This is a genomic window from Micromonospora sp. U56, from assembly GCF_018070095.1.
Taxonomy (GTDB): domain Bacteria; phylum Actinomycetota; class Actinomycetes; order Mycobacteriales; family Micromonosporaceae; genus Micromonospora; species Micromonospora purpureochromogenes.
The window spans coordinates 187,282-211,460 of record NZ_JAGPYL010000001.1 but is presented as its reverse complement, the minus strand read 5'-3'; the positions used below and the strand labels follow the sequence as shown (position 1 = coordinate 211,460).

Annotated in this window: 21 protein-coding genes, 4 pseudogenes and 1 riboswitch; of the genes and pseudogenes, 16 read left to right on the top strand and 9 right to left on the bottom strand. The window is 74.7% G+C overall.

The features are described from left to right. Positions 1 to 12: 12 nt before the first annotated feature. From KBX37_RS01040 to KBX37_RS00995, 10 genes and pseudogenes are all read left to right on the top strand, one after another. Positions 13 to 438 carry a hypothetical protein gene (locus tag KBX37_RS01040; protein WP_210773716.1) on the top strand — a complete coding sequence of 142 codons (426 nt, stop codon included), beginning with the start codon at positions 13 to 15 and terminating at the stop codon, positions 436 to 438. Continuing rightward, the gene (locus KBX37_RS01035) at positions 435 to 1,640 is read left to right on the top strand and encodes an SRPBCC family protein (protein ID WP_247656776.1); all 1,206 of its coding nucleotides are present in this window, start codon (positions 435 to 437) and stop codon (positions 1,638 to 1,640) included. The genes KBX37_RS01040 and KBX37_RS01035 overlap by 4 nt, the downstream gene beginning before the upstream one ends. A gap of 35 nt (positions 1,641 to 1,675) precedes the next feature. Then, a pseudogene (gvpJ, locus tag KBX37_RS35835) lies at positions 1,676 to 1,861 on the top strand (gas vesicle protein GvpJ); the annotation flags it as partial. A gap of 208 nt (positions 1,862 to 2,069) precedes the next feature. Then, positions 2,070 to 2,846, top strand: coding sequence for a GvpL/GvpF family gas vesicle protein (locus KBX37_RS01025; protein ID WP_210773715.1), 777 nt, complete (start codon positions 2,070 to 2,072; stop codon positions 2,844 to 2,846). Between the two features lie 3 nt (positions 2,847 to 2,849). Beyond that, on the top strand, positions 2,850 to 3,203 hold the full coding sequence (locus KBX37_RS01020) for a gas vesicle protein GvpG (RefSeq protein ID WP_210773714.1): 354 nt from the start codon (positions 2,850 to 2,852) through the stop codon (positions 3,201 to 3,203). 5 nt (positions 3,204 to 3,208) lie between these two features. Then, complete coding sequence (locus KBX37_RS01015; protein ID WP_210773713.1) at positions 3,209 to 3,559, top strand: gas vesicle protein; 351 nt, start codon at positions 3,209 to 3,211, stop codon at positions 3,557 to 3,559. Positions 3,560 to 3,605: 46 nt separating this feature from the next. Further along, a pseudogene (gene gvpJ, locus KBX37_RS35830) lies at positions 3,606 to 3,758 on the top strand (gas vesicle protein GvpJ); the annotation flags it as partial. A 154-nt stretch (positions 3,759 to 3,912) separates the two neighbouring features. Continuing rightward, positions 3,913 to 4,731 carry a GvpL/GvpF family gas vesicle protein gene (locus KBX37_RS01005; RefSeq protein ID WP_210773712.1) on the top strand — a complete coding sequence of 273 codons (819 nt, stop codon included), beginning with the start codon at positions 3,913 to 3,915 and terminating at the stop codon, positions 4,729 to 4,731. Beyond that, on the top strand, positions 4,725 to 5,009 hold the full coding sequence (locus tag KBX37_RS01000) for a gas vesicle protein (protein ID WP_210773711.1): 285 nt from the start codon (positions 4,725 to 4,727) through the stop codon (positions 5,007 to 5,009). Before KBX37_RS01005 ends, KBX37_RS01000 begins: the two co-directional genes overlap by 7 nt. Next, positions 5,006 to 5,374 carry a gas vesicle protein K gene (locus tag KBX37_RS00995; RefSeq protein ID WP_307848903.1) on the top strand — a complete coding sequence of 123 codons (369 nt, stop codon included), beginning with the start codon at positions 5,006 to 5,008 and terminating at the stop codon, positions 5,372 to 5,374. The genes KBX37_RS01000 and KBX37_RS00995 overlap by 4 nt, the downstream gene beginning before the upstream one ends. Before the next feature lie 137 nt (positions 5,375 to 5,511). Here the strand turns inward: KBX37_RS00995 and KBX37_RS00990 are convergent. The 8 genes and pseudogenes from KBX37_RS00990 to KBX37_RS00960 form a co-directional block, all read right to left on the bottom strand. Next, positions 5,512 to 7,077 (bottom strand): annotated as a pseudogene (locus KBX37_RS00990) (AAA family ATPase); the annotation flags it as partial. Positions 7,078 to 7,164: 87 nt separating this feature from the next. Next, positions 7,165 to 7,791: pseudogene (locus tag KBX37_RS35825) on the bottom strand (ATPase); the annotation flags it as partial. A gap of 46 nt (positions 7,792 to 7,837) precedes the next feature. Further along, positions 7,838 to 8,350 (bottom strand): hypothetical protein, encoded by a 513-nt coding sequence (locus tag KBX37_RS00985; protein ID WP_210773709.1) that lies wholly within the window; start codon positions 8,348 to 8,350, stop codon positions 7,838 to 7,840. A 44-nt stretch (positions 8,351 to 8,394) separates the two neighbouring features. Further along, entirely contained in the window at positions 8,395 to 9,138 is a 744-nt protein-coding gene (locus KBX37_RS00980; protein WP_210773708.1) for an ATP/GTP-binding protein, read from the bottom strand. Continuing rightward, entirely contained in the window at positions 9,116 to 9,604 is a 489-nt protein-coding gene (locus KBX37_RS00975) for a DUF742 domain-containing protein (protein WP_210773707.1), read from the bottom strand. Before KBX37_RS00975 ends, KBX37_RS00980 begins: the two co-directional genes overlap by 23 nt. Further along, positions 9,601 to 10,071 (bottom strand): roadblock/LC7 domain-containing protein, encoded by a 471-nt coding sequence (locus KBX37_RS00970; protein WP_210773706.1) that lies wholly within the window; start codon positions 10,069 to 10,071, stop codon positions 9,601 to 9,603. The genes KBX37_RS00975 and KBX37_RS00970 overlap by 4 nt, the downstream gene beginning before the upstream one ends. Then, entirely contained in the window at positions 10,068 to 12,836 is a 2,769-nt protein-coding gene (locus tag KBX37_RS00965; RefSeq protein WP_210773705.1) for a nitrate- and nitrite sensing domain-containing protein, read from the bottom strand. Before KBX37_RS00965 ends, KBX37_RS00970 begins: the two co-directional genes overlap by 4 nt. Next, the gene (locus tag KBX37_RS00960) at positions 12,823 to 14,025 is read right to left on the bottom strand and encodes a hypothetical protein (RefSeq protein ID WP_210773704.1); all 1,203 of its coding nucleotides are present in this window, start codon (positions 14,023 to 14,025) and stop codon (positions 12,823 to 12,825) included. Before KBX37_RS00960 ends, KBX37_RS00965 begins: the two co-directional genes overlap by 14 nt. A 378-nt stretch (positions 14,026 to 14,403) precedes the next feature. On the opposite strand from KBX37_RS00960, the gene KBX37_RS00955 reads away from it, so the two are divergent. The 3 genes from KBX37_RS00955 (at position 14,404) to KBX37_RS00945 (ending at position 18,751) form a co-directional block, all read left to right on the top strand. Next, complete coding sequence (locus KBX37_RS00955; protein ID WP_210773703.1) at positions 14,404 to 17,271, top strand: alpha/beta fold hydrolase; 2,868 nt, start codon at positions 14,404 to 14,406, stop codon at positions 17,269 to 17,271. Next, positions 17,271 to 18,179 (top strand): ABC transporter permease, encoded by a 909-nt coding sequence (locus KBX37_RS00950; RefSeq protein WP_210773702.1) that lies wholly within the window; start codon positions 17,271 to 17,273, stop codon positions 18,177 to 18,179. Before KBX37_RS00955 ends, KBX37_RS00950 begins: the two co-directional genes overlap by 1 nt. Positions 18,180 to 18,301: 122 nt before the next feature. Beyond that, complete coding sequence (locus KBX37_RS00945; protein WP_210773701.1) at positions 18,302 to 18,751, top strand: DoxX family protein; 450 nt, start codon at positions 18,302 to 18,304, stop codon at positions 18,749 to 18,751. A 53-nt stretch (positions 18,752 to 18,804) separates the two neighbouring features. On the opposite strand, the gene KBX37_RS00940 is transcribed toward KBX37_RS00945, so the two are convergent. Beyond that, entirely contained in the window at positions 18,805 to 19,431 is a 627-nt protein-coding gene (locus KBX37_RS00940) for a hypothetical protein (RefSeq protein ID WP_210773700.1), read from the bottom strand. Positions 19,432 to 19,506: 75 nt separating this feature from the next. Beyond that, positions 19,507 to 19,639: riboswitch (SAM riboswitch) on the top strand. Between the two features lie 10 nt (positions 19,640 to 19,649). Here KBX37_RS00940 and thrC point away from each other — a divergent pair. From thrC to paaN, 3 genes are all read left to right on the top strand, one after another. Further along, complete coding sequence (gene thrC / locus KBX37_RS00935; RefSeq protein WP_210773699.1) at positions 19,650 to 20,939, top strand: threonine synthase; 1,290 nt, start codon at positions 19,650 to 19,652, stop codon at positions 20,937 to 20,939. A 401-nt stretch (positions 20,940 to 21,340) separates the two neighbouring features. Further along, positions 21,341 to 22,360, top strand: a complete 1,020-nt coding sequence (locus tag KBX37_RS00930; protein ID WP_210773698.1) for a GNAT family N-acetyltransferase — start codon at positions 21,341 to 21,343, stop codon at positions 22,358 to 22,360. Between the two features lie 67 nt (positions 22,361 to 22,427). Further along, on the top strand, positions 22,428 to 24,101 hold the full coding sequence (gene paaN / locus KBX37_RS00925; protein WP_210773697.1) for a phenylacetic acid degradation protein PaaN: 1,674 nt from the start codon (positions 22,428 to 22,430) through the stop codon (positions 24,099 to 24,101). Positions 24,102 to 24,179 lie beyond the last annotated feature (78 nt).

The following is a 24,179-nucleotide window of genomic DNA, read 5'->3' as shown; positions in this document are numbered from 1 at the left end:
GAAGGAGAACCGATGAAGAGCGGAATGCGGGTCGGCCTCGCGGTCGGCCTCGGATACGTCCTCGGCCGGCGGAAGAAGCTGCGTACCGCCCTCACCCTGGCCGCCGCCGTCGCCGCCGGGCGGGCCAGCCGTGATCCCCACCTGCTCAAGCGCGGTACAGACCTGTTGACCTCGGCCCCCCACCTGGCGGGCCTCGGCAAGCTGGGCAGCCCACTCGCCTCGGCCGGCAAGGCCGCCGCGACCGCCGCCGCCGGCAGCGGCATCGACGCCATCAGCGGCAAGCTGCGCGGCAGCGCGGACGCCCTGCGCCGCAGGTCCGGCGGGGGTGGGGGCGACGACGGGCAGCGGTCCGCGCCCGACGAGGAGCAGGAGCTGGGCGACCAGCCGCAGCCGGGTGAGGGCGGCACCGACCCGGCGACGTCGAAGCGGGGGCGATGACCATGGTGGCCAACGATCCCGGCGCCCTGGCCAACCGGGCGAAGGAGCAGCTCGGCGCCGACCTGCGGGACCTGGCGTCCGCGATCGGCGAGCGGGCCGTCTCGGTGGTCACCGAGCGGATCACCGGCGCCACCGGCCGGCTCAGCGAGTACGCGAAACAGGGCGGCGGCCCCGGCCTGATCGCGGCCGCCACCGGCGCGCAGCAGCTCGCCGAGGGCAAATCCCCCATGAAGGCCATGTTCCGGGCCGGCCTGGCCGGCGGTAAGGAGAAGGTGATGTCGGCGTTCGGTCGTGGCGGCGGCAAGGGTGGCAAGGGCGGCGGCAAGAAGCTCAAGGTCACCAACATCGTCGAGACGATCGAGGTCGGCGTGCCGGTCCGGGTCGCGTACAACCAGTGGACCCAGTTCGGCGACTTCCCGAGCTTCATGAAGAAGGTCGAACAGGCCGACTGCGAGTCCGACGAGAAGATGACCTGGAAGGCGCAGGTCTTCTGGTCGCACCGGAGCTGGGAGTCGACCATCGTCCGGCAGATCCCGGACCGGCTCATCCACTGGCGGTCCAAGGGTGAGAAGGGTTCGGTGGACGGCACCGTCAGCTTCCACGAGGTGACCCCCGACCTGACCCGCATCCTGGTGGTCCTGGAGTACCACCCGCAGGGGCTCTTCGAGCACACCGGCAATCTCTGGCGCGCCCAGGGCCGACGGGTCCGGCTGGAGCTGAAGCACTTCGTCCGGCACGTGATGACCAACACCGTGCTCGACCCGGACTCCGTCGAGGGCTGGCGGGGCGAGATCGAGGACTCCCAGGTGGTCAAGGACCACGAGACCGCGCTGCGCGAGGAGCAGGAGGCCCGCGAGGAGCAGGAGCAGCGGGGCCGGGCCGAGGAGGCCGAGGAGCAGCCGGAGGAGCCCGAGGAGGAGCGCCGGCCCGCCGAGCGCGGCCGCCGTCGACCGCCGGAGCGCCGCCGGCCACCGGCGGACGAGTACGACGCGTACGACGAGGGCGAGGACTACGACGAGGGGTACGACGAGGCGGAACCCGAGGAGGAGCCGCCGCCCCCGCCACGCCGGCGACCCGAACGGGCCCGCCGGCCCCAGCCTGCGCGCGAGGAGCCGGAGCGCCCCCGCCCGGCGGCCCGACGTGCCCCGGAGCCCCCGCGTCGCCCGGTGGTCCGCCGCCGGCGTGAGGAGCGTGGCGAGTGACGATCGCGACGACCGGCGGACAGGCCGGCGGCGCCCTGGAACGTGGCGGAGGCGGTGCCGGCGGGAGCAACCTCGCCGACGTGGTGGAGACGGTGCTGGACAAGGGCGTGGTGATCGACGCCCAGGTCTCGGTCGCCGTGGTCGGCATCCAGTTGTTGGAGATCAACGCCCGGATCGTGATCGCCAGCGTCGAGACGTACCTGCGGTTCGCCGAGGCGGTCGACCGGCTGAGCATCACCCCGAAAAACCAGAAGGGCCTGCCGGACCTGGTGGGGGACGCGGCCGGTGCGGCGACCAAAGGGAAGGCGATCTCCGGCCTCGGCAAGGCGGCCCAGGAGATCAGCGGCGCGGTGGCGGACTCGCTGAGCGACCGCGGCCGGGACCGGCAGCGGGAACGGCCACGCCGGCGCCGGGACGAGGAGCGGTGAGATGACCGAAGAGCAGACTCAGCCGGGCGGCGAACTCGGGCTGTTCATCTACGGCATCGTGCCGTCCGACGTGGAGCCGACCCCGGACGCGGAAGGGGTCGGCGACCCGCCGGGCGAGGTGGCCGCGATCCGGCACGGCGAGCTGGCCGCGCTGGTCAGCGAGGTCGGGTTGGCGGAGCCGCTGGGCCGCCCTGCCGACCTGACCGCGTACCAGACGCTGCTGGACGGGACGGCGGCCGTCGCGCCGGTGCTGCCGGTCCGGTTCGGCACGGTGGTGACCGGGCCGGACGCGGTCGAGGACCTGCTGGAGGCCCACCACGACCGGTTCGCCGCGGCCCTCGACGAGTTTGAGGACCGGGTGCAGTACACCGTGCACGGCCGCTTCGACGAGGAGGAGATGATCAGCGACTTCCTAACCGAGAACCCCTCCGCCGCCGCGCTCGCCGATCAGGTGCGCGGCCGGCCGGAGGCGGAGAGCCGGGAGGAGCGGATCCGGCTGGGCGAGATGATCAGCCAAGGGGTGGAACTGCGCCGGGAGGCGGAGAACCGGGCGCTGATCGACACGCTCACCCCGTACGCGGTGGCGCACGCACCGCGCCTGCCGAGCAGCGAGCTGGACGCGATGAACGTCGCCTTCCTGGTCGACGCCGACGGCGAGGAGGAGTTCGTCCGGGTGCTGGAGGAGTTCGCCGAGCAGCGTCGGGACCTGATCCGGATGCGGCTGCTCGGGCCGCTCGCCCCGTACGACTTCGTCAGCGCGCACCAGCTGGTGGAGTGACCGGTGGACATCCTCTGGACGCTGCTGACCCTGCCGTACGCCCCGGTGCGGGGGCTCACCTCGGTGGTCAAGGTGATCGCCCGGGAGGCGGAGTCGCGGCAGTACGACCCGGCCAACATCCGGCGCGAGCTGGAGGAGCTGGACCGGGCGGCGGACGCCGGCGACATCACCCCGGAAGAACGGGACCGGGGACAGCAGCGGGTCCTGGACCGGTTGACCAGTGCGGGCGACGCCGGGGCGGACACCGCCGCCACGCCGGCCCGCCCGCCCCGGCGGCGGCCCGCCCGCCGCCGGGCGGCGGGTCAGGCACGGCGAGTGGACCGGCGGGACGACCCCGAACGACGGCGAGGGAGGTGAGCGGGATGGCCCCAGGACGTGCCCGGGGAGACGGCGACCGCGAGCGCCGGCAGGAGCCGGTGCGGCAGGACGACCGGTACGACGACGAGGACTACGAGCCGGTCTCGGCCGCCGAGGCGGCCCGCGAGGGGCTGCGCCAGCTCGTCGGCCTGACCGGCAAGGACCCGCTCGGCGTCACCTCGATCCAGCCCACCGACGACGGCTGGCTGGTCGGGGTGGAGGTGGTGGAGGACCACCGCATCCCGGCCTCCACCGACCTGCTCGGCCTCTACGAGGTCGAACTCGACATGGCGGGTGGCCTGCTGGGCTACCGGCGGACGCGCCGCTACCAGCGGGGCAAGGGCGACGGGGGTTGAGATGACCAGTCCGCGGCCAGCGGTGGTGCAGAACACCGGCCAGGTGATGGGCGCCGGGCACGAGCCGGCCAACCTCGGCGACATCCTCGAACGGGTGCTCGACCGGGGCATCGTGATCGCCGGCGACATCCGGGTCAGCCTGCTCGACATCGAGCTGCTGACGTTGAAGCTGCGGCTGGTCATCGCCTCGGTGGACACCGCGCGGCAGATTGGCATCGACTGGTGGGAGCACGATCCGTGGCTCAGCTCGAAGGCCCGCCCGCCGGTCGAGCCGGGTCCGCGCGACCCGGAGCAGGTGGAGGCGGAACGCCGGCCCCGGGTGGCCCGGCGGGCGGCCGCACGGGAGGGGTGGAATGAGTACGGCACTTGATCCGGCGGTCACCGTCGGCGCCTGGCTGCACGGTGTGGTCCGCGACCCGGACCCGGCCGCGCTGGCCGCGGTCCCCGGCATGGACGGTGGGCCGGTGCGGGCCGTCCGGGCCGCCGGCCTGGCGGCGGTGGTCAGCGGCGCGCCGCTGACCGAGTACGGCGAGGAGGCGCTGCGCCGCAACCTGGAGGACCTGGCCTGGCTGGAGCGCGCGGCGCGGGCGCACCACGCGGTGGTGGACGCGCTCAGCCGGGCCGGCGCGGTGGTGCCGGCCCGGCTGGCCACCGTGCACCACGACGACACCCGGGTCGCCGCCATGCTCGCCGAGCGGCAGGCCGAGCTGGCCGCGACGCTGCACCGGCTGACCGGCCGCGGCGAGTGGGGCGTCAAGGGGTACGTGGTGCCGGGCGCCCTGCCCCGCACCGAGGCGGCCGACGGCGGGGGCGGGGCGGGCGCGGCGTACCTGCGGCGGCGCCGAGCCGAGCTGACCGCCCGCGACGAGGGGCAGCGGATCGCCGGGGAGGCCGCCGCGGCGGTGCACGCCGCCCTCGCCGGGTACGCCGCCGTCGCGCGCCGGCACGCTCCCCAGGACCGGCGGCTCTCCGGCGCCCCGACCGCCATGGTGCTCAACGGCGCGTACCTGGTGGAGACCGCCGGGGTGGCGGGCTTCGCCGCGCTGGTCCGGGAACTCGCCGACCGGTATCCGGAGATCCGGCTGGAGCTGACCGGCCCGTGGCCGCCGTACTCCTTCGTGGCGGACGGTCCGGAGGAGCCGGCGCACACCGTGCGGGAGCCGGCGTGGTGACCACCTCGCTCGCCCCGAGCAGTGCCGACGACCCGTTGGCCTACCGCCCGGTGGCGTTGGTCGACCTGCTCGACCGAGTGCTCGCCACCGGTGTGGTGATCTCCGGCGACATCACCCTGGCCATCGCTGACATCGACCTGGTCCGCATCTCGCTGCGCGCGCTGGTCGCGTCGGTCGGCGCGCTCACCCCGCCCGAGCTGCCCGACCCGCTCGGGGAGGCGCCGCCCGGTGCGGTCGGGTCGCCCGGTGTCGTGGTGCTGCCGGGGGAGGTCGGGTGACCGGGCCGGGGCCGCGCCGGGACGAGGCCGCCGACCTGGCCGCGGCGCTCGGCGAGACGGCCGCCTGGCAGGCCCCCCGGGTGACGCCGCTGGACCGGCGGCTCGCCGTCGACCGGGACTCCGTCGAGCGGGGGCTGGCCAGCCTCGTGCTCACCGTGATCGAGCTGCTGCGTCAGCTGATGGAACGGCAGGCGCTGCGCCGGGTCGACCTCGGCGACCTCACCGAGGAGCAGATCGAACGCGTGGGCGCCACGCTGATGGCGCTGGAGGAGCAGATGACCGAGCTGCGCCAGTACTTCGGCCTCGCCCCCGAGGACCTCAACCTCGACCTCGGCCCGCTGGGCCCGCTGCTGCCCACCGACTGAAGCCCCCGGCGGCCACCGCCACCCGCCAGGGCAGCGTCCGGCGGCGGACACCACCGTGAGCGTGATACCTCAGAGTCATCCTGATACCTCTGAGGTATCCCGCTCGTGAGGGGTGCGGTCCGCAGCGGAGCCGCGCGTCAGCGTGCCGCCTGCTTCTCCGCGTACGCGGCCAGCCAGGCCACCTGCGCCGGGTCGAGTGAGGGGCGCACCCGCCGCCGCGCGGTGGCCACGTGCGCGGCGGTGACCGTGGACGCGGCCAGCGACTCGCGCATCGCGGCCAGCGCGGCCTCCCGGACCAGCGCGGCGCAGTCCGCCGCCGAGAAGCCGTCCAGTTCCCCGCCGAGCGCGGCGAGGTCCACGTCCGGGGCGAGCGGCACGGTCCGGGACGCGGCGCGCAGGATCTCCGCCCGGGCGGGACCGTCCGGCGGCGGCACGTAGACCAGCCGTTCCAGCCGGCCGGGGCGCAACAGTGCGGGGTCGACCAGGTCCGGCCGGTTGGTCGCGGCGACCACCACCACGTTGCGCAGCGCCTCCACCCCGTCCAGCTCGGTGAGGAGCGCGGCGACCACCCGGTCGGTCGTACCCCCGTCGCTGGCCTGGCCGCGCACCGGGGCCAGCGCGTCCACCTCGTCGAGGAAGACCAGCGTGGGCGCGGCCTCGCGGGCCCGGCGGAACAGCTCCCGGACGGCGCGTTCGCTCTCGCCGACCCACTTGGAGAGCAGTTCCGCTCCCTTCACCGACAGCACGTTCGCCCGGCCCGACCCGGCCAGCGCGGTCACCAGGTAGGTCTTGCCGCACCCGGGCGGCCCGTAGAGCAGCACCCCTCGGGGCGGCTGCACGCCCAGCCGGGCGAAGGTGTCCGGATAGGTCAACGGCCACAGCACCGACTCGGTGAGGGTCTGCTTCACCTCGACCAGGTCGCCGACGTCGTCCAGGGTGACCGAGGCCAACTCCAGGGTGGACGCGGCCATGGTGGTCGGCCGGACCACCTCCAGCGCCGCCGTGAAATCGGCCATCGCCACCGTCGGCCGCTCGACGGCCTTCTGCCGCAGGGCCGCGCGGACCCCGGCCTCGCGCACCAGCGCGGCCAGGTCGGCGGCGACGAACCCGGGGGTACGACCGGCGACCTCGTCCAGCCGGACGTCCTCGGCCAGTGGCACCTGCCGGGTCAGCACGGTGAGCTGCTCGCGGCGCAGCGCCGGATCGGGCAGCGGGACGGTGATCCGCAGGGAGAGCAGGTCCGGGGCGCGCAGCGCCGGGTCGACCGCCTCGGGGCGGGAGGTGGTGCAGACCACCGCCGCCCCGGCGCGGACGGTCTCGACGATCGCCTGGCGGAACACGGTGGCCAGTGGACCGGGCTCCTCGGCCGGGGCCAGCGCCTCCACGTCGGTGACCAGGAGCACGGCCGGCCCGCCGGCGCGTACCTCGGTGGCGGCCTCGCGGAGCCGGCGGGCCGCCGCGTCGTTGCTCAGCGCGGCCAGCTCGGGCGCCCAGAGCGGGCGCACCCGTGCGCCGACGGCGGCGGCGACCGCCCGGACCAGCGCCGACTTGCCCGAGCCGGCCGGCCCGCTGAGCAGCACGCCGAGCGAGACGGTGGTGCCGAGCCGGCCCAGCACCTCGCGGTGGTGGAAGCCGAGGTCGAGCAGCTCGGTCAACTCCTCGGCCTGGGTACGCAGCCCGGGCAGCTCGTCCACGTGCGGCGCCTCGTCCGCCGCGACCGTCCCGCTCGGGGCCTGGGCCGTGCCCTTCCGGCCGGTCCCGGTGGTGGGGTGGGCGCCCGATCCCGAGCCGGGCGCGAGGCGGGCGGTGGTGGGGCGGGCCGGTCCCGGCGAGCCATGGGTGGCCGGGCCGTGCTCCCAGCCGACCACGGTGTCCATCGTGACCAGCGCGCCCGCATCCGGCTCGGCGTCCACGACGGTGAGCAGGGTGCTGGTCCAGGCGTAGCCGACGGTGTTGGCGAGGCTGCGCCGCGCGGCCTCGACCAGGCTGCGCACCGAGGCGTCCGGGAGCACGTCCTGCGGCAGCAGGGAGACGTCGTCGCCGGGGGTGACCATCTTGCCCAGCAGGGCGAGCCGCAGCATCTCCGGCGACACCGCGGCCACCACCGCCACCGGGCCGCTCAGCGTCACCCGGCGGGCGGGGACCACCGCCGCCGGCCCGATCGTCACCCGGCCACCGTCGCGCAGCCCGAGGTTGCCCAGTACCAGATCGTCGGCGTACAGCAGGGTGGCGCTCGCGGTCGGCTCGGCGGGCGCCACGATGCCGGCGGTCACCCGCCGGCCGGCCAGCCGCACCGGGTCGCCGGGGCGCAGCGCCAGCGCGGTCAGCACCTCCGGGTGCAGCCGTACGATGCCCCGTCGGGCGTCCAGCGCGGCAGGCCGCAGGCTCGCGGTGAGGGTCAGGTCCGGTTCGGCCACCGCCCGACAGTAGCGGCCCCCGACACGGCCCGCCCGGCCGTCACGGTCACCGGTCGTCGGCGAGCAGCGACGGGTCCCGGCGGACCATCTCGGCCAGCCGGGCCGCCTGGTCGGCGCCCGTCCCGTCCCGGCCCGCCGACCACACCGGCCCGGTGTTGACCGGCCTCGGCCAGGGCGGCGGGGGCGTGGCCGTGTTCTCCGCGGCGACCGTCACCGCCGTGTCCGCCCAGTCGACGCGCAGCGGGTACGTCCGGCCCTCGTGCTCCACCCGCACGACGACCGACAACCCGGGGTGCTCGGCCACCACCCGGCGGACCGCCTCGGCGACCTCCTCCACCGGGTCGCGCCCGTCGACGGCCGACCGTCCCACCCCGGTCCGCGCCACCTCCGGCCGGCCGGCCCCGTCCCACCCCGGGCCGTCCGACCGCCCGGGGTGGCCGGTCGCCTCGAAGGCGACGGTCGACGCCCCGGTCTCCTCGCCCGGCTCGCCCGCCCGGCGCCGCAGCGCCTCCTCCCGGCGGGCCAGCCGGGCCAGCGTCTCGTCCAGACCACCTCTCATCACGTCCCCCTTCTCCTGATGAACGGGTCATACCGGCGAGCGGTTCACGTTCCCCTCTCCCGGGTGGCCCGGTCCAGCGCGCTGTCCAGGACGACCAGCAGCGCGTCCCGCACCGAGAGCCGCTCCCGGGCGTCGAACCGCACCAGCGGCACGTGGTCGCCGATCGCCAGCGCCCACCGGATCGCCCCCAGGTCGTGCGTCAGCCGTCCGTCGAAGGCGTTCACCCCGACGACGAACGGCAGCCCGGCCCGCTCGAAGAAGTCGATGGCCGGGTAGCAGTCGTCCAGCCGCGCGCTGTCCACCACCACCAGCGCGCCGAGCGCGCCCCGGGCCAGGTCCTCCCACATGAACCCGAACCGGGCCTGCCCTGGCGTGCCGAACAGATAGAGCTTGAGGCTGCGGTCGATGGTGACGCAGCCGAAGTCCATCGCCACCGTGGTGGTGGTCTTCGCGCTCCGTACGCCCGGATCGTCCACGCCGATGCCCGCGCTGGTCATCGACGCCTCGGTGGTCAGCGGGGCGATCTCGGAGATCGCGCCGACCGTGGTGGTCTTGCCGACGCCGAAGCCCCCGGCGATCAGGATCTTCACCGGGATCGGCGGCCGGCCATTCGGCGCGGTCCGGGCCGCCCCGCCCGCGGCGGTCGGCGGCCGGTACGGCGGCGGCGGGGCCGCGGGCGGTACGGCCTGCTCACCGCCCGCCGGACTGCCGTAGCGGGTGGAGGCGCTGTTCGAGGAGACCCCGCCCAGCGGGGCGACCGGCCATTCAGGAGATCGCACGGAGTCCATCAATCACTCGCAGGATGATGTCGGGGTCGAGGGCGTCGTCGACGTCCCCGACGTGCACGTCGAGGTGGCCGGCGGCCCGCAGGTCGCCGACCAGGACGCAGGCCACGCCGAAGTGCATCCGCATCCGGGCGGAGATCTCGGCGACCGAGATCGGTTCACCGCAGAGCGCGATGATCGCCTGCAACTCCGGGGCGAGCCGGGCCGCCGGGGTGGTCGTCCACGGGCCGCCGTCCGGTCGCGCGGTCACCTGGGTCTCCAGACCGATCGCCGGGTCGGTGCCGGTGACCCGCCCGGCGGTGAGTACGAACGGTCGCGGGCCGGCCGGTTGCTCAGGCTGCGGATCGGGCCCGGGCGCCGGCCTCGTCGCCGGTACGCCCCCGCCGGTCGGTGCCGGCGTCCGCAGGTAGGGACGGATCCGGACCATCGGGTCCGGGTCCGGTTCCTCGCCGGCGGCCTGCGGGGTCATTGCTGAACGGCGTTCTTCAGCTCGGCGATGAGGGTCGGGCTGAGGGCGCCGCCGGCCCGCCCGGCGAAGAGGGTCATCTCGTACGCCACGGTGCCCAGGTTGGCCGACCGGTCGGCGACGACGCCGAGCACCGAGCCGCTGCTGATCGCGCTGATCAGCAGGTAGCCGTCGGCCATGTCCACGATCACCCGGTTCAGGCCGCCGAGGGCGTACCAGCTCGCCGCGCCGCCGGCCAGACTCGTCATGCCGGAGACGACGGCGGCGAGTCGCTCGGCGTTGGACCGGTCCTTGATGGCCGACATGGCCATCAGCAGCCCGTCCGAGGAGACGGCGATCGCCTCCAGGACACCAGCCGTGCTCGACGTGAACGAGTCCAGCAGCCAGTTGAAGGTGCGCGCCTCCGGGCTGAGGTCGGGCCCGGTGTGGGTCGGGTGGTCGACGTTGTCGTGCAGGAAGGGGCTGGTCACCGTGATGATTCCTCTTCGTCGTGGCGGTGGTCGGTGTTGACTTCACGCAGAGCACGGTCGACGCCCGCCTCGAACTGGCTGATCAGCTCCCGGACCTCGGTCGGGTCCTGCGGCGGCTGGCTCACCTGGGCCTGCTGCGGCGGGGTGACCGCCAGGTTGGCCCCGGGCACCCGTCGGCTCAGCCGTGGCCGGCCCGGGGTGGCGCCGAGGTCGGCCCAGCCGGACTGCTCGGCCCGGCGTACCCCAGACTGGACCTGCTCGACCAGTGCCCGGGCGGCGTCCGGGTCCGCGCCGGTGGCGTCCACCGGGCCGACCGCCGGCTCGGCCGGTGGCAGGGTCGCCCCCGGCACCCGCTGCCGGACGGTCGGCGTCCCGGCCCCGCCGGGCGGTGGCCAGGACGGCGGGGCGGCCGGCGCGAACAGCGACGGCGCGGGCGCCGCCGGGACGGGCGGCGCCTCCGCCCACGGTGGGTCGGCCGCCGGCGCGAAGAGCGACGGCGCGAGCGACATCTCCACCGACTGCGGCGCGGGGGCCGGCGGCCGGCCGGCGACCGGCACGTCCGCACCGGTCGGCGCGGGCCGGCCGGCGACCTGGTCGGGCCGGCGCCGTCGCGGCAACCCGCCGGGGGTGGCCGGGTCCTCCGCGGCGTCCGGGTCGGGCTGCCGGATCTTCAGGAACGCGGTGCCCCCGGTCGGGGCCGCCCCGGCGCCGAACGCGTCCCAGGATCCGCCGGCCGCCATCGTGCGGGTGGCCCGGCTCAGCAGCGCGGGATCGAAGGTGGCGGCCGGGCTGTCGGCCGGCGCCGTGGTGAGCGCGCGCCCCGACCGGGCCGGGTCGATCGCGGCGGCCGGCGACCGCCGGTCCCGAGCCGGTACGGCGGCCCGCGCCACGGTCGCGCCGGCCGGATCGGCCGGCCGTACCACCAGCAGCGCGTGCGGCACGTCCAGCCGGGCGGTGACCCCGCCGCCGGCGGTCGGGGCGAGGCGCACCGTCCAGCCGTGCCGGCGGGCCAGCCGGCCCACCACGAAGAGGCCGAGCACCTCGGTGGGGGCCAGGTCCAGCCGCTCCCGGCGGGTCAGCCGGGCGTTCTCCTCGGCCAGCCGGTCCTCGGTCATGCCGATGCCCCGGTCCACCAGGCAGATCCGGGCGCCGATCTCGGTCAGCTCGCCGGAGACCACCACCCGGGTGTGCGGCGGCGAGAAGACGGTGGCGTTCTCCATCAGCTCGGCCAGCGCCAGCACCAGGTCGCCGGCGATGGCGGGCGCGGCGGAAATCTCGGCCGCCACCCGCACGTCGACCCGGGTGTAGTCCTCGATCTCGCCCAGCGCCAGCCGTACCACGTCGGCCAGCGGCACCGGGGCGACGTGCCCGTCGCTGCCGGTCGCGCCGGAGAGCACCACCAGGCTGCCCGCGTTGCGGCGCAGCCGGCTGGAGATGTGGTCCAGCCGGTACAGGTGCGCCAGCCGGCCCGGGTCGGTCTCCTGCCGCTCCAGCCGGTCGATCAGCGCGATCTGCCGGCCAACCAGGTTCTGGGTACGCCGTCCGACGTGGCCGAACATCTGCGCCACGTTGCGCCGGCCGGCCACCTGGCGCTCGACCAGCCGGGCGGCGGTGCTCTGCACCCGCTCGAAGGCGCGGGCCAGGTCGCCGATCTCGTCCCGGGCCCGGACGTCGACCGGGTCGAGGCGTACCGGGGGGCCGCTGTCGGACTCGTCGTCGGCGACCCGCACCAGCTCGGCCTCGGCGACCCGGGCCACCCGGTCGGCGGAGCGGGTGAGTCGGGTCAGCGGCCGGGCGACCGTACGGGCCACCGCGACGCTGAGCAGCATCACGGTCAGCAGGACCAGGCCGGCCGCCCCGGCCACCAGCCAGGCCGCGGTGAGCGCCCAGCGCTTGTCGGCGGTGGTCTGGGCGATGACGTCGGCGACGATCTTCTTCTCCACGAACTGGCCGAGGGTGATCATCGAGCGGACCGACGGGAAGAGCGCGTCCAGCGGGACGTCCCGGATCGCCGCGATCGGGTCCTGGACACTGTCGACGAGGAAGGTCGGGCTGGTCCGGGCGGCCACCGCCGCGTCGTCCAGCAGCGCGAGCTGGTACTGCTCCGGGGTGATCAGGCTGCGGAACCGCAGGTTGTCCACCTGGAGCGCGGCCATGCAGGCGATGTAGGAGGCGGACACCCGCGGGTTGCTGGTCGCCTTGACCAGCACGATCAGGGTGGCGCAGGCGCCCAGCCCCTCGTCGGCCCGCAGCAGCGCGTCGAGCGCCAGCACCTGCCGCCCGGCGGGGACGGTGGTGTCCACCTTCGACGGCAGCTGCAACGAATCGATCAGGGCCATGTCGATCGGCCCGTACGCCTCCATCACCTGGCTCGGGGTGGCGGCGCGGGCGAGCACCAGGGTGCGCAGCTCGGCGAGTTCGTGCACCCCGTCCAGGGCGGCGGTGGTCTCGGCGGAGAGCCGGCCGGCGTAGTCGGCGCGCAGGTCGGCGACCCGGTCGTCCACCGTGGTCGCCTTCTGGATCAGCTCGCTGCGCTGCACCCGGCCGAGCAACAGCCCCACCGACATGACGCGTTCCTGCTGGAGGTCCTGGACCAGGCTGCCGATCCGGCTGGCGAGCCGCACGGTGTCGGCGGTCTCGCCGGCCCGCTGGGCGGCGGCGACCCGGTCGAGCACCACCGGTACGGCCAGCCCGACCGTGCTGAGCAGCGGGATGAAGACCAGCAGGACGAGCTTTCCCCGGATCCGGAGCCTACCGAGCAGCATCGAAGGGCCCCCAGCGTTCGGATCCGCCGTCGCGGCCCGAGCCGGCCGGCTGGAGCAGCCGGTGGTCCTCCGGGCGGATGCTCCGCTCCGCCGCCGGCGGCGCCCGGCGCTGCGGCTCGGGCACCGTGCCGGTGCCGCCGTCGCCCGCGCGCCGGGCCTCGGCGGCGTGCCGCCGCGCCCGCCGGTACGCGGCGATCAGCACGCCGGCGAGGACCAGCACGAGCAGCACCGCCGTGGCGGCGGCCCCGGCGGCCAGCCGGCGGTCCCGGTCGTACGACTCGATCCGTTCCTTCAACAGCGCGTCGAGCTGGTCGAGGATAACCGGCTGGAGCTGCCGGGCGGCGGACTGCGCGTTGAGCCGGGCGGCGGCGACCTGGCCGGGGTCGGCGAGCCCGGTCTTCGATCCGGCGCTCGGCACGGAGAAGGCGGCGAGCGCCTCGACGGCACGCTGGTAGGTGTCCAGCGGGGTGAGCACGTTGGGACCGAGGTCGGTGCTCTCCGAGCTGTCCACCGCCTCGCGCAGGTCGGCGACCAGGTCGGTGGCGGAGGCGAGCGCGCCGACCCGCAGCTCGGCCAGTTCGCCCTGGGTGCGGGCGCGTTCGGCGGCCGGCCGGGTGGCGCCGAGCGCGCTCAGGTCGGCGAGCCGGCCGGCGGCGACCATCGCGGTCGGCAGGTCCAGGCCGATGCTGTCCTGGAGGAAGAAGGAGTCCTGCCGGGGGTCGCGGACCAGACCGGAGCTCTCCCGCACCTTGCGGTGCAGGGCCAGCAGCAGGTCGGTGATCTCCCCGTACGCGACGAAGGCGGCCTCCGGGTCGGTGAGCGGCCGCTCCGGCAGCGCCTCCAGCTTGGCGCGCAGGCCGGCCCACCGCTCGTGGCTGCGCAGCTCGTCGCCGATGCGCACATCGACGCCGGCGGCGTCCCGGACGGCCCGGTCCAGCGCGTCGCGGCCGGCGGGGCGGCCGGCCACCGCGGCGGACTGGGCGTCCACCAGCGCCTCGGTCACCGGGCCGAGCGCGCGCAGGTACTCGACGCCGAGTCGTTCCCGGACCGCCAGGTTCCGGTCGTCGCCGGTGAGCCGGTGGTGCTGCGCGAAGAGGAAGGCCACCGGCGCCAGCATCGCCACGACGAGCAGCAGCGGCAGCACGCGGCCGGAGGGCCGTCGACGGACCCGCTGCGCGGGGACGGTCATGGGTCTGTCTCCTCCGGCGACGGCGGGGGATCTCCTCCGGGTGTCGGGGGTCGCCGAGGGAGTCCCGTACACCGGACCGGAAAACTAACCGACCCGGCCCTGGCTCATGCCGTGGTTGTTCAGTCAGTTTCGCGTCACTACGAGCGATGTCACATACCGTTCATCGATCGCCACGGAAAGTGTCGCCGGGGTGGCGTCATGGTCTGATCCGAGTCGATTTCGGAGCTAAGATCGGAATTCACGTGATCCGAAGTCGTCCCCCCGCTAATGGTCTGGACGGCGCGCGCTCGATCGACCCCGCTCGTCGATCGGACGAACCGGACGGACGTACGGAGGATCCCAGCCAACGCTCAGGAACCGGGCCGTACCGTGAGCCACATGAGATCACCGCTGTCGGCCGCGTGGCTGCGGCGCGTCCTGGCCAGCCGTCGCCGGGTCGCGGTCGCGTCGGTGGTCGTCGTGCTGCTGGTCGCCGCCGCCGTCTGGGCGGCCCGACCGGACCGGCCCGGCTTCCGCACCGAGTCCGCCCTGGTCACCGTCCGATCCGGACCGGCCGGCGACCAGCCGGTCGAACTGGACACCACGCTCTGGCTGCCCGACGACGCCTCGGCCGACCGCAGGGTGCCGGCGGTGCTGCTGGCGCACGGCTTCGGCGGTACGAAGGACTCGGTCCGGTCCGACGCGGAGGACCTGGTCACCCGCGGCTACGCCGTGCTGACCTGGACCGCGCGTGGCTTCGGTCGCAGCGGCGGCGAGATCCACCTGGACCACCCCGACTACGAGATCCGGGACGCCCAGCGGCTGCTGGACCGGCTCGCGGAGCGGCCGGAGATCCGCACCGACGCCGCCGGCGACCCCCGGGTGGGCGTGGTCGGCGGCTCGTACGGCGGCGGCCTGGCCCTGCTGCTGGCCGCCCAGGACCAGCGGGTCGACGCGATCGTCCCGATGATCACCTGGAACGACCTCTCCCGGGCCTTCCTCCCGGAGAGCACCGGCCGACCGGCGACCGACGGGGTGTTCAAGAGGGGCTGGGCCGGGATCTTCTTCGGCGGCGGCGGCAACGCGGGCTCCGGGCCGGCCGGGCTCTCCGGCACCTCGGCCGCCCAGCCGGAGGGCGCTCCCGCTTCCGCCGGACCGGCCAGCCCGGCGCCGGGCGCGGGGCCGGGCACCGGTCCGGGGCCCGGTCCCGCGCCGGCCGCCGACCCGTCCTGCGGCCGGTTCGCCGCCGACGTCTGCGCCGCGTACCTGCGGATCGCCACCACCGGGCGGGCCGACCAGGCGGCGGTGGACCTGCTGCGCCGCTCCTCCCCGGCCGGCGTCCTCGACCGGATCAAGGCGCCGACCCTGCTGGTGCAGGGCGAGGCGGACAGCCTCTTCCCGCTGACCGAGGCGGACGCCAACGCGCGCGGCATCGCCGCCGCCGGCACCCCGGTGCGGGTGGCCTGGTTCACCGGCGGCCACGACGGCGGCACCGGGCCGACCAGCGACTCCGACCGGGTGAAGTTCCTGACCGCGCAGTGGCTCGACCACTACGTCAGGGGCGAGGGGGCGGCTCCCGGCGACGGCTTCACCTTCTCCCGGATCGCCGGCTTCGACGCCCTCGACCGGGGGCTGGTGGCCACCGGCTACCGCACCGCCGACTACCCGGGCGTCGCCGGGGACGCGCGGCGCGAGGTCGCCGTCACCGGCCCGGCCCAGCCGATCGCCAACCCGCCGAACGGCAACCCGGCGGCGATCTCCTCGGTGCCCTTCGCCGGCGCGCTCGGCTCGCTGCTCGGCGGGGTGGCCGGCGACGTTCCCGGCCAGCACGCCCGGTTCGAGTCGGCGCCGCTGGCCGACGCGGTGGACGTCGCCGGGTCACCCACCTTCGCGCTCCGGGCGGCCTCGCCGACCGGTGAGGCGGTGCTCTTCGTCAAGCTCTACGACGTCGACCCGAACGGCGCCGCGACGCTCCCCGACGGCCTGGTCGCCCCGGTGCGGCTGACCGGCCTGCCGAAGAGCCTCGACGGCGCGCGGCCGGTCACCGTCACGCTGCCGGCGATCGTCCGCCGGATCGAGGCCGGGCACCGGCTGCGGGTCGTGGTCGCCACCTCCGACCAGGCGTACACCACGCCCGCCGAGCCGACCGTCTACACGGTGGGCACCGGCGACGCCCCGGTGAGCCTGCCGACGGTCGACGCCGAGCCGATCCCCACCACCGCCACCGTCTGGCGCTGGGTGCTGGTCGGGCTGCTCGCCGCCATCGCGGTCGGGCTCGCCGTGGTCGTCGCCGTCGCCCGCCGCCGGCACCGCCGCCAGGACAGCTCGGTCCACCCGGAGTACGCGGGCGTCCCGCTCGCCGTCCGCCAGCTCCGCAAGGAGTACGCCGACGGCTTCGTCGCCGTCACATGCGTGGACTTCGAGGTGCACCCCGGGCAGGTGGTCGGCCTGCTCGGGCCGAACGGCGCGGGCAAGACCACCACCCTGCGGGTGCTGATGGGGCTGACCCAGCCCACCGCCGGGGAGATCTACGTCTTCGGGCACCGGCTGGTGCCGGGCTCGCCGGTGCTGTCCCGGATCGGCGCGCTGGTCGAGGGGCCCGGCTTCCTGCCGCACCTGTCCGGGCTGGAGAACCTGAGGGCGTACTGGCGGGCCACCGGGCGGCCGGCTGCCGACGCGCACTTCGACGAGGCGCTGGAGATCGCCGGACTGGGCGACTCGGTGCACCGGCGGATCAAGAACTACAGCCACGGCATGAAGCAGCGGCTGGCCATCGCGCAGGCCATGCTCGGCCTGCCGGAGCTGCTGGTGCTGGACGAGCCGACCGACGGGCTCGACCCGCCGCAGATCGCCGAGATGCGCCGGGTGCTCCAGCGGTACGCCACCGACGGCCGGGCGGTGCTGGTCTCCAGCCACCTGCTCGCCGAGGTGGAGCAGACCTGCACCCACGCGGTGGTGGTCAACAAGGGCCGGATCGTCGCCTCCGGTCCGGTCGAGGAGATCGTCGGCGATTCGCCGAGCGTGCTCTTCGACGTGACCGACCCGGCCGCCGCGCGGGTCGTGCTGGACCGCCTGAAGGGGGTCCGGGTGCTGCCCGACGGTGACGGCGGCCTGGTGGTCGACACCAACGGCACCGCACGCAGCGAGGTGGTGGCGGAGCTGGTCCGGGCCGGGATCGGGGTGGACCGGGTGGTGCCGCGGCGCCGCCTGGAGGACGCGTTCCTCGCCCTGGTGGGCGAGAACTCTCGGGGAAGCGGGGACCGGTGATGGCGGGCTCATCCATCGACACGGCGGGTCCGGCCGACGCCGGCCGGGTCGGACCGGGCGGGGCGGCCGCCGGCTACCGGCCGTCGGCGACCCTGCCGTTCGCGGCCGAGTTCCGCCGGCAGGCGTCGCGGCGGCGTACCCAGCTCGCGCTGGCGTTCATGGTGCTGCTGCCGCTGATCATCCTGATCGCCTTCCAGTTCGACTCCGGCGACGACGACGACAACGGGCGCAACGAGTTCGGCAGCCTGGTCGAGCTGGCCACCTCGGGCGGGCTCAACTTCACCCTCTTCTCGATCTTCGTCTCGGCGTCGTTCCTGCTGGTCGTGGTGGTGGCCCTGTTCTGCGGGGACACCGTGGCCAGCGAGGCGAGCTGGGGCAGCCTGCGCTACCTGCTGGCGGTGCCGGTGCCCCGGTCCCGGCTGCTCGCGGTGAAGCTGCTGGTCGCGCTCGCGTACTCGGCGCTGGCCCTGCTGCTGCTGGCCGGCACCGCCCTGCTCGCCGGCACCCTGCGGTACGGCTGGGAGCCGCTGCGCAGCCAGGTCGCGGCGGAACTGGCGCCGACCGACGGGCTGCTGCGGCTGCTGGCGGTGCTCGGCTACCTGGCGGTCGTCCTGCTGGTGGTGGCCGGGTTGGCCTTCCTGCTGTCGGTGACCACGGACGCCGCGCTCGGCGCGGTCGGTGGCGCGGTGCTGCTCTGGATCCTCTCCAGCATCCTGGACCAGATCACCGCCCTCGGCGGGCTGCGCAACTTCCTGCCGACGCACTACAGCACCGCCTGGCTCGGCCTGCTCTCCACTCCGGTGCAGACCGACGACGTGGTGCGGGGTGCGATCTCGGCGGTGAGCTACGCGACGCTCTTCTGGGGGCTGGCCTTCTGGCGGTTCACCCGAAAGGATGTCACGAGCTGACGGCGGGGGCGATCTGAGCGTTACCTCCCACGGACGACGCGTTCGTTAACAGAAAATTCATAAGGTCGGATATTTCCTGGCTGATCCTGGGTGCACCGTTCCACTCACCCGGAGGTAGCGAGATGAATCTCGACCGGTTCAACGGACCCGCCCTGTCCCTCTTCCGCATGGTCATCGGCCTGCTGTTCCTCTGCCACGGCCTGTCGTCGCTCTTCGGCGTGCTCGGTGGCGCCCGCGGCACAGGCGAGTCGCTGCCCGTGGGGCAGTGGCCGGGTTGGTGGGCGGCGTTGATCCAGGCGGTGTGCGGTGCGCTGGTGCTGGTCGGGCTCCTCACCCGGCCCGCCGCGCTGCTCGCCTCCGGCTCGATGGCGTACGCCTACTTCGTGGTGCATCAGCCGGACGGGCTGTTGCCGATACACAACAACGGCGAGCTAGCCGCCCTGTTCTGCTGGGCGTTCGCCCTGGTGGTCGTGCTCGGGCCGGGCAGTTGGGCGCTCGACCGCCTGATCGGTCGACGCCGCGCCGGCGTGGCCACCCCCGCGCCGGCGGGCCGGAACTCCGTACCCGCCTGACCCGCCGGCCGCCCGCCGCCGGAGCCGTTCCGCGCGGCTCCGGCCGCAGGCGGTCAGGGCGAGTACGGCGCGTCGGTGTGGCCCACCTCGGCCAACGTCGTGCCCGAGAGCTGGTACGTCGACGTGCGCCTGATGTCCAGCTCGGCCATGCTCCTGCCGTCGCTGCGGGTCCGCCAGACGACGGTGGCCTGCTGCCCGGCCACCTTGACCGACAGGACCGGGGTGCGGTCGCCGAGATCGGCCAGCGCCCGGAAGGCCGGCTTGCCACCGCTGTTGCGCCAGACGAGCACGGTGAAGAAGGTGCCGCTGCCCCCGCCGTTCAACGCGACCACGCCGACCGCGTCGGCCGCCCCGTCCCCGTCGAGGTCGCCGATCCCGCACGGCTTCTGCAACAGCACGGTCGCGCCGTCCTCGCCGGACCACCGGCCCTCGGTCAGCGGCAGGTGGTCCGGGTAGCCGTTGTAGGGCACCTTGGCGCTGCCGACGTGCGCACCGGCGAGCTGCTTGCAGGTCAGCGCCGGGGCGGCGGGCGGCTTCGGCTTCGCCGTCAGGGTCTCCGCCGGAGCGGGCGCGGCCGGCGCCGCCGTGGTCGGCGTGGCGCTGGGGGCGATGGCGGCCGGAGCCGCGGCGGTGGACGCGTCCACCGACGGGGTGACGGTGGTGGACCCCCCGCCACCCACGGCCTCAGCTCACAGCGTGGGAACCGGGGTCGGGTTCGGGCCGCGGAACTCCTAGACTCGGTGGCACAACTGCATACCTCATCCAGAGGGGCTGAGGGATACGGCCCGACGACGCCCCGGCAACCACCCGCACGCTCGATGACGAGCAGGCGCGGGCAGGTGCCAATTCCGTCCCCGCCGCAGGGTGCGATGCGGGGAAAGATGAGAGGACTCTCGACATGACGTCGACGCTTCCCGCCGCCCCCGGCATCGACACCACCGCCAGCCCGGCCCGCGCCCTGGTCTGCCGCGCCTGTTCCGCGCGCTACCCGCTCGCCGCCCAGCACGCCTGCTACGAGTGTTTCGGGCCGCTGGAGGTCGACTACGACACCGCCGCCCTGGCCGCCGTCACCCGGGAGCGGATCGAGGCCGGCCCGCAGAACATCTGGCGGTACGCCGCACTGCTCCCCGCCGGCCAGGACCCGGCCACCCGGGTGACGCTCGACCCGGGGCTGACCCCGCTGGTCGCCGCCCCGCACCTGGCCGCCGAGCTGGGCATCACCGCGCCGCTCTGGGTCAAGGACGACAGCGCCAACCCGACCCACTCGTTCAAGGACCGGGTGGTCTCGGTGGCGCTGACCGCCGCCCGGGCGCTCGGCTTCACCCGGTTCGCCTGCGCCTCCACCGGCAACCTGGCCAACTCGGTGGCCGCCCACGCGGCCCGGGCCGGCGTGCCCTCGGTGGTCTTCATCCCCGGTGACCTGGAGCAGGGCAAGGTGGTCACCACCGCCGTCTACGGCGGCGAGCTGGTCGCCATCGACGGGTCGTACGACGACGTGAACCGGCTCTGCGGCGAGCTGGTGGAGACCGACGAGTTCGAGGACACCGCGTTCGTCAACGTCAACGTCCGCCCGTACTACGCGGAGGGTTCCAAGACCCTCGGCTACGAGGTGGCCGAGCAGCTCGGCTGGCGGATCCCCGCCCAGGTGGTCATCCCGATGGCCAGCGGCGAGCTGCTCACCAAGATCGACAAGGCGTTCTCCGAGCTGGTCGAGATCGGCCTGGTCGAGGCGCCGGCCGGTGGCTGGAAGGTCTTCGGCGCCCAGTCCGCCGGCTGCAACCCGATCGCGGTCGCGCTGCACGGCGACAGCGACACCATCGTCCCGGTCAAGCCGACCGGCATCGCCAAGTCGCTCAACATCGGCGACCCGGCCGCCGGCCTCTACGCCCTGGAGGCCGTGCGCCGCACCGGCGGCTGGATGGAGTACGTGGACGACGAGGAGATCCGGGCCGGCATCCGGCTGCTCGCCCGGACCACCGGGGTGTTCGCCGAGACGGCCGGCGGGGTGACGGTGGCGGTGCTGCGCAAGCTGGTCGAGTCCGGCCGGCTCGACCCGACCGCGGAGACCGTCGTGTTCAACACCGGCGAGGGCCTGAAGACCATCGACGCGGTCGCCGGCCAGGTCGGCCCGACCCACCGGATCAAGCCCTCGCTGCGCGCCGCCCGCGACGCCGGCCTCCTCGCCTGACGCCCGCTTGATCGACCCCCGTCTGCGGCGTGTCGCGCCCTCCTGCCGCCGGGACACCGCGACCCGCCGCAAACGGGGGCAATGGTGGGCACCGGCGTAGCCGGAGCGGGGCGGGGGCCGGCCGGGCGGGGGATGGGCGGATCGCCCGGACGGGGGATCGGGTCGATCCGCCGGGTAACTGGCTTTTCGCTGTGAGTGTGGAAAACCCGCCGACAAGGACTTGACGACAGGAACCGGACGGCGCAAGATGCTCCGTGCGGGAGGGCGATCCGCCGGAGACTTTGAGTTCTTACGACCCAACGCCGGAGGCGTTGTGTGGACGTCCCTCCCGACCAACGTCCGAACGGGCCAGCGAGAAAATCGCTGGCCCGTTCGCTTTGCGGTGCCGCAGGCTCACCGGCATGGGCATCTCCATCACGCCGCTGGAGCCGAACGACCAGACCGCCGTCGACGCGGCGTACCGGATCGGGGCGGCGGTCACCGACGCGGACGCGCCGGACCTCCCGCCCTACTGCCGGCGGCGCTTCGAGGCGCTGGTCCGGTACCCGATGCCGGGCCTCGTCGTGCACTGGGCGCTGGCCCGGCTCGACGGGGTCCCGGCCGGCTGGCTCCGCCTCGAGCTTCCGCAACTGGACAACACCGACAACGCCGTCGCCGAGCTGATGGTGCATCCGGCGTACCGGCGGCACGGCGTCGGCCGGGCCCTGCACGAGCACGGGGTGCGGCTGCTGCGCGACGCGGGGCGCAAGCGGGTGGCGGGGGCGGTCGCCTCGGCTCTGCCCGGCGGCCCGGCGCGCGACCCCGCCGGAGCGGCCTTCGCCGCCGTGGTCGGCGCCCGTCCCGCGCTGGCGGCGGTACGCCGCCGGCTGGACACCACCGCGCTCGACCGGGCCGCCTTGGACACCCTGCTGGCCGGTGCCCGGAGCGCGGCCGCCGGGTACCGCGCGGTCCGCTGGCACCAGTCCACCCCCGAGGAGTACGTCGACGACGTCGCCTACCTGGAGGGCCGGCTGATGACCGACGCGCCCCTGGGCGACCTGGAGTGGGAGCAGGAGCGGGTCGACGCGGACCGGATCCGGGGCGTCGAGCGGGCGCTCGACCTCCGGGGCAGCCGCCGCTACCACGTCGCGGCGGTCGACGAGCGCTCCGGCCGGCTGGTCGCCTGGAGCATGCTCAGCCTCGGCGCCAGCGCGGACTGGCACGCCTGGCAGCAGATCACCATCGTCGACCCGGCCCACCGCGGCCACCGGCTCGGTCTGCTCACCAAGATCGAGAACCTCGGGCACGCCCTGGCGTACGAGCCGGCGCTGCGCGCGATCGACACCTTCAACGCGGCGGAGAACGAGCACATGATCCGGATCAACGAGCAGCTCGGCTTCCGGCCGGTCGACGCCTCGACGGAGTGGCAGCTGGCGCTCTGACGGGTGACGATCCCACTTGTGACACTGCTCTACTGATCTGGGGCCTACCTGTTGCATGATGGCGGGCATGACGGAGACCCCGCACCCCCTGTACGACAGGCACGCCGACACCCTGAACCGTGCGCTGACCGCCATCACGGAGCGGGGATACTGGTCCGCCTATCCCGAGTCACCCAGCCCCCGGGTGTACGGCGAGACCGCCGCCGCCGACGGCAAGGCCGCCTTCGAGGCGTACCTGAACGGCGACTTCCCCCTCGACCAGCCCGGCTCGGGCGACCGGGTCGCCACCGAGACCAGCCCCTTCGGGCTGGAGCTGAACGTGCGCTACCCGCACGCCGGCGCCGACGAGCTGGTCGCCGCCGCCTCGGCCGCCCTGCCGGCCTGGCGCGACGCCGGCCCGCAGACCCGGGTGGGCGTCTGCCTGGAGATCCTCGACCGGCTGCACAAGCACATCTTCGAGCTCGCCAACGCGGTGCAGTTCACCAGCGGCCAGGCGTTCGTGATGGCCTTCCAGGCCGGCGGCGCGCATGCGCTGGACCGCGCGCTGGAGGCGCTCGCCTACGCGTACGCCGAGATGACCCGGCACCCGGGGACGGCCGGCTGGGAGAAGGCGGCCGGCAAGGGCGACCCGCTGCGGATGACCAAGACGTTCCACGTGGTGCCCCGGGGCGTGGCGCTGGTGATCGGCTGCAACACCTTCCCCACCTGGAACTCGTACCCGGGTCTCTTCGCCTCGCTGGTCACCGGCAACCCGGTGGTCGTCAAGCCGCACCCGCGCGCGGTGCTGCCGCTGGCCATCACCGTCCGGTACGCCCGCGAGGTGCTGGCCGAGGCCGGGTTCGACCCCAACCTGGTGCTGCTCGCCCCCGAGGGGCCGGGCGAGAAGCTCGCCTCCACCCTGGCGCTGCACCCCGCCGTGAAGATCGTCGACTTCACCGGCTCCACCGAGTACGGCGACTGGCTGGAGGCGAACGCCCGGCAGGCGGCCGTCTACACCGAGAAGGCCGGCCTGAACACGGTGGTGGTCGACTCCACCGACGACTTCGCCGGGTTGTGCCGCAACCTCGGCTTCACGCTGACCCTGTACAGCGGCCAGATGTGCACCACCTCGCAGAACATCCTCATCCCGGCCGGCGGCATCGAGACCGACCAGGGGCACAAGAGCTTCGACGAGGTGGCCGCCGGCATCGCCGGCGCGGTCGGCAAGCTCACCGCCGACCCGGCGCGCGGGGTCGAGCTGACCGGCGCCATCGTCAACGACGGGGTGCTGGAGCGGCTCGACGAGGTGACCAAGGTCGGCGAGCCGGTGCTGGAGTCGCGTACCGTCGAGCACCCGGCGCTGCCCGGCGCGGTGGTGCGGACGCCGGCCATCGTGAAGCTGGCCGCCGACGACACCGCGACCTACGGCCGGGAGTGGTTCGGGCCGATCTCCTTCGTCATCGCCACCGATTCCACCGCGCACAGCCTGGAGATCATGCGCGCGACGGTGGGGGAGAAGGGCGCGCTGACCGCCGCCGTCTACTCCACCGACGAGGCCGTGCTGGACGCGACCGAGGCCGCCGCGGTCGACGTCGGTGTGCACCTGTCCTGCAACCTGACTGGCGGGGTCTTCGTGAACCAGTCGGCCGCGTTCTCGGACTTCCACGGCAGCGGCGCCAACCCGGCCGCGAACGCCGCGCTGACCGACGGCGCGTACGTGGCGAACCGGTTCCGGATCGTGCAGAGCCGGCGGCACGTGTAGGCCTTCGCCTCGGGGCTAAGCCTTCGCCCCGGGTCCAGGTCGGGGTTTCCGGGGGAGCCCGCCCGCTCCAGGCGGTCA

Bases quoted from the DNA above. Each gene is read 5' to 3' on its own strand.
- KBX37_RS01040 (WP_210773716.1), top strand. From the start codon at position 13: ATGAAGAGCGGAATGCGGGTCGGCCTCGCGGTCGGCCTCGGATACGTC.
- KBX37_RS01035 (WP_247656776.1), top strand. From the start codon at position 435: ATGACCATGGTGGCCAACGATCCCGGCGCCCTGGCCAACCGGGCGAAG.
- KBX37_RS01025 (WP_210773715.1), top strand. From the start codon at position 2,070: ATGACCGAAGAGCAGACTCAGCCGGGCGGCGAACTCGGGCTGTTCATC.
- KBX37_RS01015 (WP_210773713.1), top strand. From the start codon at position 3,209: ATGGCCCCAGGACGTGCCCGGGGAGACGGCGACCGCGAGCGCCGGCAG.
- KBX37_RS01005 (WP_210773712.1), top strand. From the start codon at position 3,913: ATGAGTACGGCACTTGATCCGGCGGTCACCGTCGGCGCCTGGCTGCAC.
- KBX37_RS00985 (WP_210773709.1), bottom strand. From the start codon at position 8,350: ATGAGAGGTGGTCTGGACGAGACGCTGGCCCGGCTGGCCCGCCGGGAG.
- KBX37_RS00980 (WP_210773708.1), bottom strand. From the start codon at position 9,138: ATGGACTCCGTGCGATCTCCTGAATGGCCGGTCGCCCCGCTGGGCGGG.
- KBX37_RS00975 (WP_210773707.1), bottom strand. From the start codon at position 9,604: ATGACCCCGCAGGCCGCCGGCGAGGAACCGGACCCGGACCCGATGGTC.
- KBX37_RS00965 (WP_210773705.1), bottom strand. From the start codon at position 12,836: ATGCTGCTCGGTAGGCTCCGGATCCGGGGAAAGCTCGTCCTGCTGGTC.
- KBX37_RS00960 (WP_210773704.1), bottom strand. From the start codon at position 14,025: ATGACCGTCCCCGCGCAGCGGGTCCGTCGACGGCCCTCCGGCCGCGTG.
- KBX37_RS00955 (WP_210773703.1), top strand. From the start codon at position 14,404: ATGAGATCACCGCTGTCGGCCGCGTGGCTGCGGCGCGTCCTGGCCAGC.
- KBX37_RS00950 (WP_210773702.1), top strand. From the start codon at position 17,271: ATGGCGGGCTCATCCATCGACACGGCGGGTCCGGCCGACGCCGGCCGG.
- KBX37_RS00945 (WP_210773701.1), top strand. From the start codon at position 18,302: ATGAATCTCGACCGGTTCAACGGACCCGCCCTGTCCCTCTTCCGCATG.
- thrC (WP_210773699.1), top strand. From the start codon at position 19,650: ATGACGTCGACGCTTCCCGCCGCCCCCGGCATCGACACCACCGCCAGC.
- KBX37_RS00930 (WP_210773698.1), top strand. From the start codon at position 21,341: ATGGGCATCTCCATCACGCCGCTGGAGCCGAACGACCAGACCGCCGTC.
- paaN (WP_210773697.1), top strand. From the start codon at position 22,428: ATGACGGAGACCCCGCACCCCCTGTACGACAGGCACGCCGACACCCTG.